This is a genomic window from Cellulomonas sp. (assembly GCF_015234515.1).
Lineage (GTDB): Bacteria > Actinomycetota > Actinomycetes > Actinomycetales > Cellulomonadaceae > Cellulomonas.
Genome location: NZ_JADGMY010000034.1, coordinates 1 through 15,918, shown reverse-complemented (window position 1 = coordinate 15,918; position 15,918 = coordinate 1). Strand labels below are relative to the sequence as shown.

The following is a 15,918-nucleotide window of genomic DNA, read 5'->3' as shown; positions in this document are numbered from 1 at the left end:
TGGGAGCACAGCACGTGGTGAGCAGGACCGCAGCCGACCGGGTCCTCGCCGACCTCGACGACCGCCAGGCCGCCGCCGTCGTCGCTCCGCCCGGCCCCGTGCGGATCATGGCCGGGGCCGGCACGGGCAAGACGCGCACGATCACGCACCGGATCGCGTACCAGCACGTCACCGGGGCTGTCCCGGCGGACGTCGTGCTCGCGGTGACGCACTCGGCCAAGGCCGCGGGCGAGATGCGCGACCGCCTGGCGCGGCTCGGCGCGGGCCACGTGCAGGCGCGCACGTTCCACGCCGCGGCGATGCGGCAGCTGCGCTACTTCTGGCGCGCGACGGGCCTGCCGGGCGACGGTCCGGTGCTGCTCGACGTCGACGGGCGGGGCGCGTACTACCGCTACCTGCGCGGCGCGCTCGGCGTGACGCTGCGCACGTCCGCCGGCGACGTCGACGCCGCGCTCGTCACCGACCTGGCGACCGAGCTCACGTGGGCCGCCGCGCGCGACCTGACGGCCGACGAGTACGCGACCGCGGCGCAGGCGGCGGGCCGCCGGCCCGGCATGTCGCTCGCGACGGTCACCGGGGCCATGCGCCGGTACACGGCCGCCAAGCGCGCCGCCGGGGTGCTCGACTTCGCGGACCTGCTGGCCGTGTGCGCGCGCATGCTCGAGGACGACGAGGAGGTCGCGAGCGCGGTGCGGCGGCAGTACGTGTCGTTCGTCGTCGACGAGTACCAGGACACCGACCCGGCGCAGCAGCGGCTGCTCGACGCGTGGCTCGGCGGACGCGACCAGCTCGCCGTCGTGGGCGACGCGCGGCAGGCGGTCTACGCGTTCAAGGGCGCGGACACCTCGCTGCTGCGGGACTTCACGGTGCGGTTCCCGCACGCCGTGACGGTCGACCTGGTGCAGGACTACCGCTCGACCCGGCAGGTGGTCGAGGCCGCGAACCGGCTCATGGCGGGCCGCGCCGAGGCGTCCGGGCCGGCGCTCGTCGGGATGCTGGGCGACGGACCGGCGCCGGTGGTCGAACGCTGCGCCGACGAGGACGACGAGGACGCGCGGATCGTCGCGACCGTCCAGGGCTGGCTCGACGCCGGGGTCCCGGCCGAGGAGATCGCTGTCCTGCACCGGTTCAACGCGCAGGCCGTCAAGCTCACGGCGGCGCTGCGCGACGCGGGCGTCCCGGTCGTCGCGGGTGACGGCTCGGCGTACTTCGCGCGGCGCGAGGTGGCGCAGGTGCTCAAGCTCCTGCGCCGGCGCGCAGCCCAGGTCCCCGACGACGACGCCCGCCCGGCCCTCGACGACGCCCTGGCCCAGGCCGGGTACGACCCCGACGCCCCGCCCGACGGCACGGGTGCCGCCCGCGAGCGCTGGGACGCCCTCGACGCCCTGCGCGCCCTGGTCGACTCCCTCCCGCAGGCGCTGACCGGGACGGTCCGCGCGCTGTCCGCCGACCTGGACCGGCGCGCCGCCGAGGACCACGTCCCGCCCGGGCGCGGAGCCGTCACGGTCACCACGATCCACAAGGCCAAGGGCCTGGAGTGGGACGCGTGCCTGCTGGCGCGGGCCACCGCGGGGTCCCTGCCGTCGGTGTACGCGACGACGGGACCCGAGCTGGCGGAGGAGCGGCGCCTGGCGTACGTCGCGATCACCCGCGCGCGTCGTCACCTCGTCGCGACGTGGGCGGCGGACCGGCCCGGCGGACGGCCCGCTCGCCCGTCGCCCTACCTGGACGCGCTCGCACCCGCCGCCGTCCGGCCGGTCCGCACCCGCGAGGCCGCCCCCACGGGCACGCGTCCCACGGGCGCACGGTTCACCGCCGGGCAGCGGGTCACGCACGACCGGCACGGGCTCGGCAGGGTCGTGGACGTGCGGGCCGGGCAGGTCACCGTCGACTTCGGGAGCGGCGGCAGGCGGACCGTGGCGGCGGACAGGGCCCTCGTCGCCCTGTGACCCGCGGCCGGGCGCCAGGCGGCGCCGGGCACCGAGCCGTGCGGCACGGGCCCGACGCCGTGGCGGTCAGACGCTGACGGGCAGCCCCTGCAGCCAGTCGCGCCACGCCGGCTCCTCGCGCCGCACGTACTCGGCGGCGTCGGCGGTGAACAGGTGCGCCCGGACGTACGCGGTGGCCCGCCCGTCCTCCGCGCCGTACACCCCGGCGCTGAGGACCCCGGGCACCGGCCCCGTGAGCCGGACGATCGCCAGACGGTCCCCGACGCGCTCGAGCGTGCCGGTGGCACCGCGCACGTCGACCTGCGAGCCCACGTCGCCCAGGCCGAGGGCGTCGCGCAGCGCACCCCACACCGCCTGCGGGTCGCCGTCGTGCGTCGCGTCGACCTCGAGCACGGTGGCCTCCTGCCCGGGGAAGTGCGCGAGGTAGAGGCGCAGGACGTCGAACGACGGCTTCCAGGCGGTGCCCATGTCGCTCCACCACTCCTGCTCCCAGTCGGCGCCCGTGCCGAAGCCGCTGGTGGTGACGCGCACGACGCAGGTGCCGCCCGAGCGCGCCTCGACGACGAACTCGGACGTCATGGGGCTGAGCTCGTCCGGGTCCTTGCCCATGAGGGCGGCCCAGTCCTCCTCGTAGACCAGGCGGCGCGGCGGCTCCCACGCCGTGACGTGGCCGTCCGACCCCATGTCGGGGCCCATGCTGAAGTGCAGCGAGCCGCCCTCGCGCTCCTCGATCTGCGTGGGCAGGAACCACGCGCTCATGCCCTTCGCGGTGGCGATCGCGTCCCAGACCTGCTCCGGGGTGCCGGGCACCTCGACGCTGAACTCCAGGCGGTGCAGGACGTTGGTGCTGGTGCTCATGAGCCCTCCTCGGGCAGCGGGTGTGCGGCGACGACGAGCCGGTGCGGGCGCCCGTCGTCGTGGTGGTAGCGCGCGGCCAGCTCGAGCACCGCGGCGGTGAGGTCGTCGGCGAAGGCGGCCCGGTCTGCGGCCGACCGGAAGCCGATCCGCGTGTCGATGGTCAGCGTCGGCAGCCGCCGCCCGGACGTGCCGGCCCGGCGCGCCAGGGCGCCGACCTCCCGCACCAGCCGGCCGGCCAAGGCGACCAGGTACGCCGCGGACAGGTGGTCCGGGCTGGCGTCGGGATCCGCCGCGGAGACGCTGACGGCCGCAGGAGAGACGACGTACGACGCGGCGGACGCCTGCAGCACCCGCTCGGTGATGCCGCCGTGCCGGCGCTCCTCCGACAGCTCGACCAGGCCGTGCGCCTCGAGCGCCCTCAGGTGGTAGTTGACCTTCTGGCGCGTGATGCCGACGCGTGCGGCGAGTCCCGCGGCCGACGCCGGCACGGCCAGCTCGCCGAGCAGACGGGCCCGGACCGGGTCCAGCGCGGTGGCTGCCGCCTGGGGGCTCTCGATGACCTCGATGTCGTGCATGTCACCAACGTCCTCTTGACAAGAAGATCTGTCAAGGGCTGCCGGGCGAGCCGGACGCCGTCGACCACGCCGTGGCGGCGCGGGCCGTGCGCCGCCACCTGGCGGCGCACGGCCCGGCTGACGCGCCGCCACGGCGACTACGCCCAGGCCGCCCAGTCCGACTTCGCGATGAGGCAGTGCACGCCCTTCACCGCGTCGACCACCTGGCTGACCTCGAAGTCGCCGGCCGCCGACAGGTAGGCCAGCGCGACCGAGCGCGGCACCCCGAAGCGCCCGTGCAGGAACGCCACGGCGTGGCGCACGGCCTGGCGCATGGCCTCGTCGAGGTCGGGGTCCATGCCGGTCGGGATCCAGTGCGTCGCCGTCTCCACCACCGGCGTCCGGATGTCGCCCAGGACGCCAGGCAGGTCCGCCGCGGCGACGACGCTCAGCCGCACGGTCGCCCGCAGCGACGCCTCGAGCGCGGTCAGCGCGACCTCGCCGTTGCCCTGCGCGAAGTGCGGGTCACCCGCGTAGAAGAGGGCGCCGTCGACCGCGACCGGCAGGTACAGCGTCGCCCCCACCCCGGCGTGCTTGATGTCGATGTTGCCGCCGTGGTCGCCGGGTGGCACCGACGGCACGGGCGCGCTCGTCGCGGGCGCAGTCCCCATGAGCCCGAGGAACGGCGCGAGGGCGAACTGCACGGTGCGGCCCTCGCCTGCGTCCATGACCCCGACGTCACGCCCGGCGCGCTGCTCCACCCACGCGAAGTGGCTGACCGAGCCGTCGGTGATCATGCGGTCGACGTGCCGCGTCGGGGTCGAGTCCCGGTCCTGGGGGTACTCCCCCGCGAGCGCACCGAACCCGTGCCGGTTGCTGACGAACCCGTAGGGCACGCGGCGGGCGAGGTCGAGGACGTCGACCCGGAGCACGTCCCCGGGCCGCGCGCCGGCGACCGCGATCGGGCCGGTGACGACGTGGGGGCCGTCGTCGGGTCCGTTCGCGATCCCGCTGCCCGCGACCTCGACCGCGTCGTCCAGCACGTCGACGTCGCCGAACTGCCGGATGTAGCGCGCGGGGTCGCGGCCCTGGTCCGCGAGCAGCCCCTCGTGGGACAGGGTGTCGAGCGTGACGGTGGCACCGTCGGCGACGTGCAGCACCGGGGACGCGTCCGCGTTCGGCAGCCAGCCCCACCGCACCTCGTCGGCGCGCGACGGCAGGTAGTGCTCTCCCAGGACGGCTCCCTGCCCGGGCTGCAGCGTCGGGCGCTCCGTCATCGTCTCGGCGCTCACGCCGCACCGCCCGGCATGCCGACCACCAGGTCGACCTCGACCAGCGCACCGACCGCCAGGCCCGTGACCCCGACGCACGTGCGGCTCGGCAGGGGGTCGTCGAACCACGTGCGGTACTCGGCGTTGAACTCCTCGAAGTCGTCGAAGTCCGTCAGGTAGGCGCGGACCATGAGCGTGTCGCCCAGCTCGGCGCCCGCGGCGCGGACCACGGCCTGCAGGTTGGCCATCACCTGGCGCGTCTGCTCGACCAGCCCACCGTCCACGAGCTGCCCCGTGGCGGGGTCCGTCGGCATCTGACCGGTGACGAACAGCAGGTCACCGAACTGCACGGCGTGGCTGAAGGGCCCGACCTGGGGCGGCACCCCGGCCGACGCGGGGACGACGTGGTGCGTGCGTGCCTTGCTCATCTCAGACCTCCGCCGAGTCCATCGCGCGGACGAAGCGACGCGTCGCCTCGACCTGCGGGTCACCGATCACTTGCTCTGCCGTGCCCTGCTCGACGACCACCCCGCCCGCCATGAAGACGACCCGGTCTGCCACCTCGCGGGCGAACCGCAGCTGGTGGGTGGCGATGATCATCGTGAGACCGCCCTGGCGCGCCAGGCCCTGGATGACGCCCAGCACCTCCGCGACCAGCTCGGGGTCGAGGGCGCTGGTCGGCTCGTCGAGCAGCAGCACCTTCGGGTTGGACGCCAGCGCCCTGGCGATGCCCACGCGCTGCTGCTGACCACCGGACATGTGCCGCGGTAGGGCGTCCGCGCGGTGCGCCATGCCGACCTGCGCGAGCAGCTCGTCGGCGCGGGCGGCGGCGTCCTCCCGGGACCAGCCGTGCACCCAGCGCAGCGGCGCCGCGACGTTCTCGCGTGCGGTCAGGTGGTGGAACAGGTTGAACTGCTGGAACACCATCCCGACGCCGGCGTCGACCCGCTGCTTCGCGACGTGCCGCTCGACCAGCTCGTCGCCCCGCTCGGAGTACCCGATGGCCGTGCCGTCGACCAGCACGGCGCCGCCGTCCAGGCCCTCGAGGTGGTTGATGCAGCGCAGCAGCGTGCTCTTGCCCGAGCCGCTGGGTCCCAGCAGCGCCACCACCTCACCCTGCCGGATCTGCAGGTCGATGCCGCGCAGCACCTCGTTCTCGCCGTAGGACTTGCGCAGCCCGAACGCCTCGATGAGCGCCTGGCCGAAGCTGCGCGGCGGCGGGTCCGCGTGGGTCAGCGGGGCCGCCTCCCCCACGCCGGCGTCCGTGCGGTCGGGGGCCCGACGCGGGTCGGGCTCGACCGTCGCGGGCACGGCCACCGCCGGTCGGCCGAGGCGCGCCGCCCACGTCCGCAGCGACGTCCGCGACGGACGGTCGAGGTCGAGCGCCCGCTCCACCGCGAGCTGCACCAGGGTGAGAGCCCCGGTGAGCACCAGGTACATCACCGCGGTGGCGAAGTAGATCTCGAAGTAGTCGAACGTGGCCGACGCGAGCTGCTGCGTGCGCAACGTCAGCTCCGGCACCGCGATGATCGACGCGAGCGCCGAGTTCTTCATCGTGGTGACGGCCTCGGAGCCGAGCGACGGGACCATCGACCGCAGGGCCTGCGGCGCCACGACCCGGCGCATCAGCGGCGCCGGGCGCAGGCCCAGGGCACGGCCCGCGGCCACCTGCCCGGGGTCGACCCCCTTGATGCCGGAGCGGAAGATCTCCGCGAAGAACACCGCCTCGTTCAGGGCGAGCGCCAGGCCGCCCGCCACGAGCGGGGACAGCACGATCCCCGCCCGTGGCAGCACCGAGAAGACGAAGACGAGCTGCAGGATCAGCGGCGTGCCCCGGTACAGGGTCACGTACGCCCTGGCGACCCAGGTCAGCGCCCGGAATCGCGTGAGCTGCATCGCCGCGAGGAACAGGCCCAGGACCATGCCGCCGACGAATCCCATGGCCGTCAGGCGCAGGGTGAAGGCGATGCCCTCGAGGAGGTAGGGAAGGGTCAGGTAGTGCAGGAACTCGGTCATGGTCGGGCCGTCCTCGCGTCGCTCGTCATTCGGTCCGGGACGGTCAGCCGACGCTGAGGATCGCGGGCTCGGCCAGGGCGTTCTCGTCGAGCGACCACTTGCCGGCCAGCTCGGCCTGGAGGCCGGACTCCTGGATCTCGACGAGCGCGGCCTGCACGGCGTCACGGAACCCGTGGTCGCCCTGCAGGACGCCGATGCCGATCTCGTAGTCGAGCATCACGGTCTCGGCCGAGTCGAGGTCGTCCGGGTGCTCGGCGATGTAGCCCTTCACCGTGTTGATGTCGTTCATGTAGGCGTCGGCACGGCCGGACAGGATGGCCTGCACGCAGTCGGCGCTCGAGTCGAAGAGGCTGACGGTGGGCCCGGCGAGGCCGGCCTTCTCGCACTCCGGGATCATCGCCTCGACCAGCGGGACCTCGACGTACCCCTTGTTCAGCGCGACGGTGGTGCCGCACAGGGACGCGTCGATGCCCGTGATGCCCTCCGGGTTGCCCGTGGCGACCAGGATCCCGTCGAACACCTTGGAGTAGCTGATGAAGTCGACGCCGCCGTGGGCCCGCTCCTCGGTGGCGTAGAGGTTGGAGACGATCCAGTCGGCCTGGCCGCTGGCGACCGTGGGCACGAGCTCGGAGAAGCCGACCGGCAGGTAGTCGACGTCGAAGCCGAGGCAGTCGCCGATCGCGTCGCCCAGGTCGATGTCGAAGCCGATGTACTCGTCAGGGTTCTCGGGGTTGACGACCTCGTAGCCGGGGGTGTGCGGGTTCAGCGCATTGGTCTGGGTGGTGCCCACCAGGTCCGGGTTCTGCTCGCGCAGCTCGACGCACGCCGCGGATTCGGCGAGCTCGGGGTAGGTGACCGCGCCGGCCCCCTCGGCGGCCGAGCTGGAGCCGGCGCAGGCCGTCAGTGCGAGCAGCGCGGCGACCGCTCCGGTGGTGAGGACTGCCGTGCGGGAGTTCTTCGTGGTGCGCATCGCGGGTGCCTTCCAGTCGCTGGGCACCGGCGCCGGGGACCCACCGAACAGGCGGTGCCACGACGCCGCCGTTGGTGTCTCTCGGTCGGATGGTCTGACCGATGAGGCATGAACGTAGACGCGCTCCCGAGGGCGGAATCGGGCATCCCGGACCTGGAAACACACTGTTTACCGAGTCGACCCAGGGCGAAACATTGGTCAGACCATCTGACCGGATTCCGTTGCTAGCGTGCCGGTACGCACACCCCCACCACCGACGACGGACACCGAAGGAGCACCTCGTGACGACACCGGTCCCGCCGTTGGCGCGCAGGTCACCGACCATCTCGGTCACCCTGGCCGCGCACCTGGAACGCCTCATCGCCACCGGCGAGCTCGCCCCCGGGCAGCGGCTCCCGGGTGAGCGGGAGCTCGCCGAGCAGCTCTCCGTCTCCCGCGCGTCGCTGCGCGAGGCGATGTTCGAGCTCGAGTCCAAGCATCTCGTCGAGCGGCGGCCCGGCCGCGGCACCGTGGTCGTCGAGACGTCGGGCGAGCAGCGTGACCTCGAGGGCCTGAACGCGGGCACGAGCGGCGTCGCGCGGGCCGACGCCGCCGAGCTGCGGCTCATCGTCGAGCCGTCCGTGGCGGGCCTCGCCGCCCGCCGGGCCACGGCCGCGAACCTCCTGCAGCTGCACGACGTCCTCGACGCGTCGCAGGGGCCGCTGAGCGCCGCACGCTCCGTCGAGCTGGACCTGGAGTTCCATCTGCTGCTGGCCCACGCGGCCCGCAACCCGCTGCTCACCACTCTCCACGGGCTCATGGCCGACTGGACCCTGCCCGTGCGCCGCCGCTCCCACGCCACGAAGGCCGCCCGCGCACGCTCGCTCGCCGGGCACCAGGCCATCTACGACGCGGTGGCGGCCCACGACGCGGGCGCCGCCACCGCGGCGATGCGCGAGCACCTGACCGACATCCACACCCAGCTGAAGGACGCCTGATGCGCCGCCCCACCACCGCCGGCCTGTACACCTCCGGCCTGCTGCTCCTCACCGCGGCGACCGGCGCCATCGACGCCGTGAGCTTCCTCGCCCTGGACGGCGTCTTCACCGGCAACATGACCGGCAACGTGCTGTTCCTGGCGTTCGCGGTGGTGGGCGTGCCGGACATGCCGCTGCTCAACAACGCCCTGGCGCTCGTCGGCTTCGCGCTGGGCTCCGTGGTCGGCGGGCGGCTGGTGCGCCGCGGGCACCCCGTGGGACTGCCCGTGCGCAGCGCCTGGCTGCTCGGCGCGGGAACGGTCCTCGTCTTCGTCCTCGTGGGGGTGTGGGCCGCGGTCGGTGAGCTGGAGGCCCTCGGGCAGATCACGCTCACCGCCGTGCTCGCCGCACTCATGGGCGCGCAGGTCGCGGCGGTCAAGCCGGTCGGCAACACCGACATCACGACCGTGGTCGTCACCAGCACGCTCGCCAACGTCACGCGCGAGAGCCGCCTGGGCGGCGGGCGCCAGACGGGAGCACAGTGGCGGCACCGGACCTTCGCGATCCTCGCCATGGGTGCCGGCGCCGCCCTCGGCGCGGCGGTGCTGCGCCTGGCCGACGGCCCGGTCGCCCTGGCGGCGTCGGGTGCCGTGTTCGCCGCCGGGGTCGCGGCGCTCCTCGTCGCCCGGGCCGACCAGCGGCGCCGCGCCCGGCAGGACGAGCGCGCCGCAGCCGTGGCGCCCGAGGACGCGCGGCCGGCGGAGGCGCTCGTCGCCCGCTGACGTCCGGACGGCGAACCGACGCCGTGAGCACGCGAGGGCGGTGCCCGGCGGGCGTCAGAGGCAGCGCTCGGCGAGCAGCCGGCTGAGGCCGCGGATGTCGACGCCCGCCCCGAACTCGAGCTTGACCAGTCCCAGCCCGCTGAACCACAGCTCGAGCTCGGTGTCCCGGTCGAACGTCCCCGCGGTCTCCACGGAGAACGCCTGGACCCGGCTGTACGGGAGCGAGGTGTAGTCCTTCTTCTTGCCGGTCATGCCCTGCACGTTGACCGCGACGAGGCGCTTGGTCGTGAACGTCACGGAGTCGCGCATCCCGCGGAACGCGACGAGCACCCGCTCGTCCGGCAGGAGCAGCTCGGCCAGCTCGGCGTGCGCGTCGGCAGGCTTCCGCTCGTTGAGCTTGACGTAGGCGGCGTTGGTGAAGTCGATCATGCCCCTCCTCCGTGCACCCGCGCGGGACCGGGCGGTCCGGACCCGCGTCGGCAGGCACCGCCGAACCCCGGGCGTGCACGACGACAGCGGCGCGCGCGGAGGACGGTCGTGCGTTTCCGACGGGCAGCACGGTACTCGTCGCCCGGCACCGCCCGGTCATCCGGCCTGCCGCCACCCCGACGACCCGTCGACCCGGGCGAGCAAGGCTGACCGTCAGGAGCCCGGTCCCGCACCCCACGTCCGCGACGGACGGCGCACCGATCCCGTCCGCGAGCGCCCGCACTGGCCACGCGCGGCACAGTAGCGGGGCGGCGCGTGCACGTTCCTCCGGGATTCACTCCCACGCTCCGCCGCAGCAGGCGGTCATGGGGTGGAGGGGGCGGGGGCACGCACGTCGCCCCGCGACCCCGTCGCGTCAGCCCGTCGGAGGCAGCTGAGCCGTGCACGACGTCAGCGACCGGCCGTCCACCGCGACGTCGACGTCGACGGGACCCGCGCCCGCACGCTCGACCGGGAACGACGCCCAGCCCGCACCCACGGACGTCTCGTTGTCGACCGTCGAGCCCCCGGCGGTCGTGCGCGCGAGGAGCTGCGCCTCGGGGCCGACGTCCCCGGTCACGTCCCACGACACCTCGAGCGCCAGGCGCTCGCGCTCCGTGGTCCGCGTCTCGTCGGCCCACGGCCACAGGCGTATCGCCCGGTCCCACTCGGTCTCGCGGACGAGGACCACCGCGCGCACCTGCACCGGGGCGTCCGCGACCTGCGCGTCGAGCCGGCACACGCTCTGCGCGCCGCGGTCCACCCCGCCGGACTCCCCGATCCTCACGCCGAACGCCAGGCCCAGGAGGACGACCACCCAGGCCGCGATCGTGACGGCGAGCGCCTTGCCGTCACGCGGCCGCGGGGGTGGGCAGCGGACGACTGCGGTACCGACGAGGCTGTCGGCGAACGTGCGCCGCTCGGCGTGCCACAGGGGTCGCAGGTACCCGAGGAGCAGGATCGCGTCGAGCAGGTGCGCGAACCACCGCACCACCGAGCGCAGCACCCCGGGCCGGCCACCCACCGGCCCACCGGCCGGCGCGCGCACCACCGCGATGTCGAGGACGCGGCGCCCCGGCGTCTGCCCGGTCAGTCCCTGGAGCACGAGCATCGCCAGCCACGCGGCGACGAGCACGCCCGACGACGTCCACGGCGCCGTCGCCTCGGGCCCCGCGCTGTCGAACGTCGGCTGCAGCGACGGCCCCACGACGTCGTCACCGACGGCGAACCACGCGACCGCGCCCAGGACCGCGCCGTCCAGCAAGGCGGCGACCACCCGGCGCCCCCAGCTCGCGAACGACGGCGTCGTGATGTCCGCAGCCGCGGGGAGCGCGAGAGGCGTCGTCGTCACGCGGGACATCGTGGCACCGGGACCGGCGCGCGCACCAGGGCCGGACGGCTCGGTCTCCGCGACGGGTGAGGTGACCCGAGGGCCCGGAGTGGGACGCGTGCGTCGCGCTGTGACGCACCGCCCACCCCGACGCGGGACCTGTGCCGCCGCTGCGGCCGGGCCGCGCGGATAGGCTCCCGGACGAGCCGCGTCGATGGCTCACCAGGAGGAACGAACGGTGGAGACCACGTCCGCACGCACCACGCCGACGCCGGGGACGACCCCACCACCGCGGCTCAGCCGCGACGGCAGCGTCCACGTCACCGACGAGCGGGTCAACACCGTCACGCACCTCGCGGCGAGCTGCTTCGCGCTCGTCGGGGGCGCCGTGCTCGTCGCCCAGGCGGTCACCGAGGGCGACCTCTGGAAGGTCGTCGGGCTCAGCGTCTACGCCGCGTCCGTGCTCCTGCTGTTCGTCGCCAGCACGCTGCACCACGGGATCGACCGGGGGCCGCGCGTCAACGGCGTGCTGCGGACGCTCGACTACGCGTCGGTGTTCGTCCTGATCGCCGGGTCCGTGACGCCGCTGGTGCTGGTGCTGTTCCGCAACGCGTACGGCTGGGCCGTGCTGGGAGCGGTCTGGGTGGTCGCCGCGGTCGGCATCGCGCTGCGATCGGCGCTGCGCGAGCTGCCCAAGTACGTGACGAACACGCTGTACATCGCGATGGGCTGGATGCCGGTGGTGCTCGTCGGCGCCGGTGTCGCCCTGCCCGTGGGGGCGTACGTGCTCATGGCCGCTGGTGGGCTGGTCTACAGCGTCGGGTTCGTCGTGTTCGTGGTCGAGCGGCCCAACCCCCTGCCCGGCGTCCTCGGCTTCCACGAGATCTGGCACGTGCTGGTGGTGCTCGCGTCCGTGCTGCACTACCTGCTGATGTACCGGTACGTCCTCCCCGCCTAGCGGTCCGCACCGGTCCCGGGACGCGGTGACGGGCGCGACTCACCCTCTCGCGGCGGCGCGCAGCGTGTGCCGGGGCGCCCCGCGGCCGGTCGCGCCACCGCTGCGGCGCGACCGGCGCGGGCTCTCAGCGCGAGCGCGCCGACAGCCGGCGACGGGCCAGCGCTGCGGCACCCCCGACCAGCAGCACGAGGCCGGTGGCCTCCCGCGCGCCGACACCGCCGGCCGGCCCGCCAGCGGCACCGTCGGCCGCGAGCGTCTGGATGCCCGGGTCGTGCGCCGCCTCCACCGCGGACTGCAGGTCCGTGGCGTCCTCGACCCCGGCCAGAGGCGCGGCGGCCGCGCGTGAGAGCGCATCGACGTCGCCGTCGTGCCCGACCTTGACGAGCCCGCCGAGCTGCGGGTCCTGCACGACGTCACCCGTCGGCGCCTGCGTGAGGGCTCGTCCCGCCTGCGCGTCGTCGTCGACGTACGCAAACGCCACGGCCCCCGCGGACTCCGTCGCGGCGATGGTGCCGACGACGACGCCGTCGCGGGAGAGCGGCGCCACCCACTCGCCGCTCGCGACGAGGGGCTCGACGGACTCGCCGTCGACGAAGCCGTCGTTCCACCGGTGCAGGGCGACGGGGTCGCCCACGGTGAAGGTGCTCGCCGGGGAGCTCGCGTCCGCGATGTCCACGGCACGCCCCTGCAGGACGTCGCCCGCCACAGCGGGCGCCTCTTGGGCGAACCACGTGGTGACGGCCTCGGGGGCGTCCTGCGCGGCAGCGGGGGACGCACCTCCCAGCCAGAGCAGGACGAGCGCGGCGCCGGCGACGGCCGGGACCCGGGAACGTGCAGCCATGTCGCGCCTCACTTCTTCGTCAGGTAGATGAGGCCGGTGCCCGTCGTCCACGACGAGTTGGTCAGGTAGCTGCCCCACTCGCGGGACGTCGTGGTCCCGGACGCCGGGTCGACGTACGAGACGCCGTAGGAGTAGCCGGTGTCGTAGTAGCCCCGGATGACGTGGGCGTGCCCACCGCCGGACTTCCAGAGGATCGAGCTGTACACCGGGCGGCTCGTCTTCATCTCCGCGACGACCGTCGCCCAGTCCAGCTTCCGCTCGGCGCCCGGGTTCACGCCGTTTCTGGACAGCGCGTTCATGACGTCGGACTTCGACCCCGCCACGTTGGCGCACGAGGACGTGCCCTTGCCGTTCTTGACGAGCGTGCACTGGGCGACGACGTTGCCGGTCTGGAACTTGACGATGGTCTTCGACGCCGCGGCCCAGCACCAGTTCGACTGCTCCTGCTTGTACGGCGTCACGCTCAGGATCTTCTCGACGCCCTGGGCGGCACCCGGCGCGACGAGGACGAGGCCGACCGCGACGGCGAGCGACGGGAGCACGGTGCGAAGGGACGGGGATCTCTGCCTGATGTGCACATCCACCTTGGGTGAGGAGACCCGCGGTCAGTCGACCGGCGGGTGGATCGTCGTGGCGTCGAAGAACGCCACGGGTGCCGCGTCGACCGCGCAGAAGTCGACCAGGGTGGCCACCTTGCCCGGCGGCTGCGACTCCTCCCCGAACGCCAGCGCGTCGTCGACGACCGCCGCCGCCTCGAAGGAGTCACCGGTTCGCAGGGACGTGCCGTCGGGCAGGGTCACGACGTAGCTGCCGAGGTCGTCGGGGTCCTCCTCGACCTGGGTGCCGCTCGGCCAGAAGGGCAGGCGCTCGACCCCGTCCACCTCCACCGTCACGCACCCGCCCGGGGTCACGCCGAGACGTGCGACGACGGTGGTCGGCTCGGCCGTGAAGTGTCCGGGCTGGGGCGGGTCCTCGAGGTCCGACACCTCGAGGTGACCTGTGCCGTCGGAGGGCTGGGTGCCCGGCGGGGTGCCAGACGGACCGGCGGGCGCGTCGCCGCCCGAGCACGCCGCGAGTGCCCACGCGACGCCGACGAGCAGCGCCCCCACCGTCAGCGTCACCTTCGGCGTCGACCTCATCTTCGGACGATAGCGGCGTACCGGCACGTCCCGAGGCGGTTCGGCGGACCGATCTGCGGGCGGTCCCGCGAGCCCGCGTGCCTGACCGACGCAACCGACCCCGGGTCGACGTCGCCCAGGGCATCGGCTCAAGGAACCCGTCAGACGACCCGAGCCAGGCCGGCCGCGATCTGGGTCTGGGACCGGGCGAGGCCCCGGCAGGTGGGTCCTACGCGTCGGTGAAGTTGCACGTGATGACGAAGCGGATGTTCTTGTCGAAGGTGTAGGTGCGGTCGCCCTCGTTGGCGTCCCCCAGGTCGCTCACGAAGTACGTCCCGCCCGTCCTGATGACGACGAAGGCCACCGGCGACGGCTTGGTGTACGTGCGCACGCCGTGGCCCACGGTCGCCTTCGAGCAGTCGTAGACGCCGTCGTACTCCCACGTCACCGGGTCGGCGCGCGGATCGGCGGGGCATGCCGCGGCGGGTCCCGCGGAGGCGAGCAGCGCGGCACCCGCGATCGCGGCCGCGGTCAGTGTCAGTCGCAGACGAGCCATGAGATCCCCCGATGAACGGCAGGCACCGCGCCGGTCGCGACGCCCGATTTGTTCACATTAGCGAGCGGTACGCGGCCGCGGTACGCACCGCGGGAATCTCGCCTCCGACATCACCCGAGGTCCACGACGCACCGCGTCGGGAGGTCCTGATCACGCCGGCACGCTCTCCTGGCGTCGTGAGTACGAGCACCGCGCGGCCGACGCGGTGGACCCACGTGGCCCGCGCAGCGCGACGCGAGCGTCAGCACGTCCCCCCGGTCACGCACGTCGACGAGCGGTACCGGCTCACCGTCAGCGGTGTGCACCGCGGAGAGCAGCGTCGGATCTACGACGAGCGCAGACGCTCCCTCGTCCCGGCCCACGGCCGACGTTGCTGATCGTCCGGACGTCGCAACTCGCGATCGACGCTCGGAGCAGGCTCCTGCGGGACGTCCCGGCCGACGACCCGACCCTGCGTGGGCTCCTCGACGAGGCTCCGGCAACCCCCGGACACGTCCACGAAGATGACTGGCGTCAAGGCCAACGTGCTCTTCTTCGACAAGAAGCCCGCAGCTGAAGGCCACGCCTGGACCGAGAGGCTCTGGGTGTACGCCTGCGCACCAACCAGCACTTCACCCTGAAGCAGAACCCCCTCACCCGAGCCCACCTCGACGACTTCGTCGCCTGCTACGCCCCCGGGCAGGACCGCGCGACTCGCACCGCGACCGAGCGCTTCCACGCGTTCACCTACGACGAGCTCACCGCACGGGACAAGGCGAACCTCGACATCACGTGGCTGCGTGGCGAGAGCCTCGAGGACCTCGACAACCTGCCGGCACCCGAGGTGATCGCCAGGGAGATCGTCGAAGACCTCACCGCGGCGGTGGCGGAGTTCGAAGCCGTTGCCGCAGCCCTCGAGGCTGCCGTGCGGGCCGACGAGTCATGATCACCCCTTCAAGGCGTCTGGCCCGCTACCTGGAGCCGCAGCACACGGACGACGCGGCGCACGTGGTGCGCACCTACTACACGCCCCGCCCGACCGGCGGCTTCACGGGGGCACACTTCGAACGTCTCGGCGGAGGCGGCGACCGGCCCGCTATCGCCGACGAGTTCACGGCCGAAGACCTAGTGGCGGTCTCGATGCTGTCGGTCGAGGCCGTCGGCAACGCTGCACTCGAGATCCTCCTCCATCGTCGCAACCATCTGTGTGAACTGCTCCGACATGTCCCGACCGACACGACGCTAGGTGCGGTCGATCGGGACTGCCCCGACTTCGGTTGACCCGTTTCGGTAGGGGTGTTCAGGCCGCGTG

General features: G+C 73.7%; 17 protein-coding genes. 5 read left to right on the top strand and 12 right to left on the bottom strand.

Translation table 11 applies throughout. The features are described 5' to 3' along the window. Window positions 1-17 precede the first annotated feature (17 nt). Window positions 18-1,949: an ATP-dependent helicase gene (locus IR158_RS18180; protein ID WP_291815571.1), complete on the top strand. Its 1,932-nt coding sequence runs from the start codon at window positions 18-20 to the stop codon at window positions 1,947-1,949. A 66-nt stretch (window positions 1,950-2,015) separates the two neighbouring features. Here the strand turns inward: IR158_RS18180 and IR158_RS18175 are convergent, their stop codons facing one another. The 6 genes from IR158_RS18175 to IR158_RS18145 all read right to left on the bottom strand — a co-directional run bounded on the left by IR158_RS18175 (window position 2,016) and on the right by IR158_RS18145 (window position 7,618). After that, window positions 2,016-2,807 (bottom strand): SRPBCC domain-containing protein, encoded by a 792-nt coding sequence (locus tag IR158_RS18175; RefSeq protein WP_291815567.1) that lies wholly within the window; start codon window positions 2,805-2,807, stop codon window positions 2,016-2,018. Beyond that, window positions 2,804-3,382, bottom strand: coding sequence for a helix-turn-helix domain-containing protein (locus IR158_RS18170; protein ID WP_291815564.1), 579 nt, complete (start codon window positions 3,380-3,382; stop codon window positions 2,804-2,806). The genes IR158_RS18175 and IR158_RS18170 overlap by 4 nt, the downstream gene beginning before the upstream one ends. A gap of 137 nt (window positions 3,383-3,519) precedes the next feature. Then, window positions 3,520-4,653, bottom strand: a complete 1,134-nt coding sequence (locus IR158_RS18165) for an acetamidase/formamidase family protein (RefSeq protein WP_291815562.1) — start codon at window positions 4,651-4,653, stop codon at window positions 3,520-3,522. Then, window positions 4,650-5,060: a Rid family detoxifying hydrolase gene (locus tag IR158_RS18160; RefSeq protein ID WP_291815559.1), complete on the bottom strand. Its 411-nt coding sequence runs from the start codon at window positions 5,058-5,060 to the stop codon at window positions 4,650-4,652. Before IR158_RS18160 ends, IR158_RS18165 begins: the two co-directional genes overlap by 4 nt. Before the next feature lies 1 nt (window position 5,061). Then, a complete protein-coding gene (locus IR158_RS19385; RefSeq protein ID WP_366928468.1) occupies window positions 5,062-6,648 on the bottom strand; it encodes an amino acid ABC transporter permease/ATP-binding protein in 1,587 nt (528 codons plus the stop codon). Window positions 6,649-6,691: 43 nt separating this feature from the next. Continuing rightward, the gene (locus IR158_RS18145; RefSeq protein WP_291815556.1) at window positions 6,692-7,618 is read right to left on the bottom strand and encodes an ABC transporter substrate-binding protein; all 927 of its coding nucleotides are present in this window, start codon (window positions 7,616-7,618) and stop codon (window positions 6,692-6,694) included. A gap of 281 nt (window positions 7,619-7,899) precedes the next feature. On the opposite strand from IR158_RS18145, the gene IR158_RS18140 reads away from it, so the two are divergent. Beyond that, complete coding sequence (locus IR158_RS18140) at window positions 7,900-8,595, top strand: FCD domain-containing protein (RefSeq protein WP_291815553.1); 696 nt, start codon at window positions 7,900-7,902, stop codon at window positions 8,593-8,595. Next, the gene (locus IR158_RS18135; RefSeq protein ID WP_291815550.1) at window positions 8,595-9,356 is read left to right on the top strand and encodes a YoaK family protein; all 762 of its coding nucleotides are present in this window, start codon (window positions 8,595-8,597) and stop codon (window positions 9,354-9,356) included. Before IR158_RS18140 ends, IR158_RS18135 begins: the two co-directional genes overlap by 1 nt. A gap of 54 nt (window positions 9,357-9,410) precedes the next feature. Here IR158_RS18135 and IR158_RS18130 read toward each other — a convergent pair whose 3' ends face one another. Next, window positions 9,411-9,785, bottom strand: a complete 375-nt coding sequence (locus IR158_RS18130; RefSeq protein ID WP_291815548.1) for a PH domain-containing protein — start codon at window positions 9,783-9,785, stop codon at window positions 9,411-9,413. Window positions 9,786-10,200: 415 nt separating this feature from the next. Next, a complete protein-coding gene (locus IR158_RS18125) occupies window positions 10,201-11,175 on the bottom strand; it encodes an RDD family protein (RefSeq protein ID WP_291815544.1) in 975 nt (324 codons plus the stop codon). A gap of 217 nt (window positions 11,176-11,392) precedes the next feature. On the opposite strand from IR158_RS18125, the gene IR158_RS18120 reads away from it, so the two are divergent. Continuing rightward, window positions 11,393-12,112 (top strand): hemolysin III family protein, encoded by a 720-nt coding sequence (locus tag IR158_RS18120; RefSeq protein WP_291815542.1) that lies wholly within the window; start codon window positions 11,393-11,395, stop codon window positions 12,110-12,112. Window positions 12,113-12,236: 124 nt separating this feature from the next. Here IR158_RS18120 and IR158_RS18115 read toward each other — a convergent pair whose 3' ends face one another. From IR158_RS18115 to IR158_RS18100, 4 genes are all read right to left on the bottom strand, one after another. Further along, window positions 12,237-12,953, bottom strand: coding sequence for a hypothetical protein (locus IR158_RS18115; protein ID WP_291815540.1), 717 nt, complete (start codon window positions 12,951-12,953; stop codon window positions 12,237-12,239). Window positions 12,954-12,961: 8 nt separating this feature from the next. Next, a complete protein-coding gene (locus IR158_RS18110) occupies window positions 12,962-13,495 on the bottom strand; it encodes a papain-like cysteine protease family protein (protein ID WP_291815538.1) in 534 nt (177 codons plus the stop codon). 63 nt (window positions 13,496-13,558) lie between these two features. Further along, window positions 13,559-14,092, bottom strand: a complete 534-nt coding sequence (locus tag IR158_RS18105; RefSeq protein WP_291815535.1) for a hypothetical protein — start codon at window positions 14,090-14,092, stop codon at window positions 13,559-13,561. A gap of 208 nt (window positions 14,093-14,300) precedes the next feature. Next, on the bottom strand, window positions 14,301-14,627 hold the full coding sequence (locus tag IR158_RS18100; RefSeq protein ID WP_291815533.1) for a hypothetical protein: 327 nt from the start codon (window positions 14,625-14,627) through the stop codon (window positions 14,301-14,303). 921 nt (window positions 14,628-15,548) lie between these two features. Between IR158_RS18100 and IR158_RS18095 the strand changes: the two genes are divergently transcribed. Beyond that, window positions 15,549-15,887: a DUF6308 family protein gene (locus IR158_RS18095; RefSeq protein WP_291815532.1), complete on the top strand. Its 339-nt coding sequence runs from the start codon at window positions 15,549-15,551 to the stop codon at window positions 15,885-15,887. The last annotated feature ends 31 nt before the right edge of the window (window positions 15,888-15,918 follow it).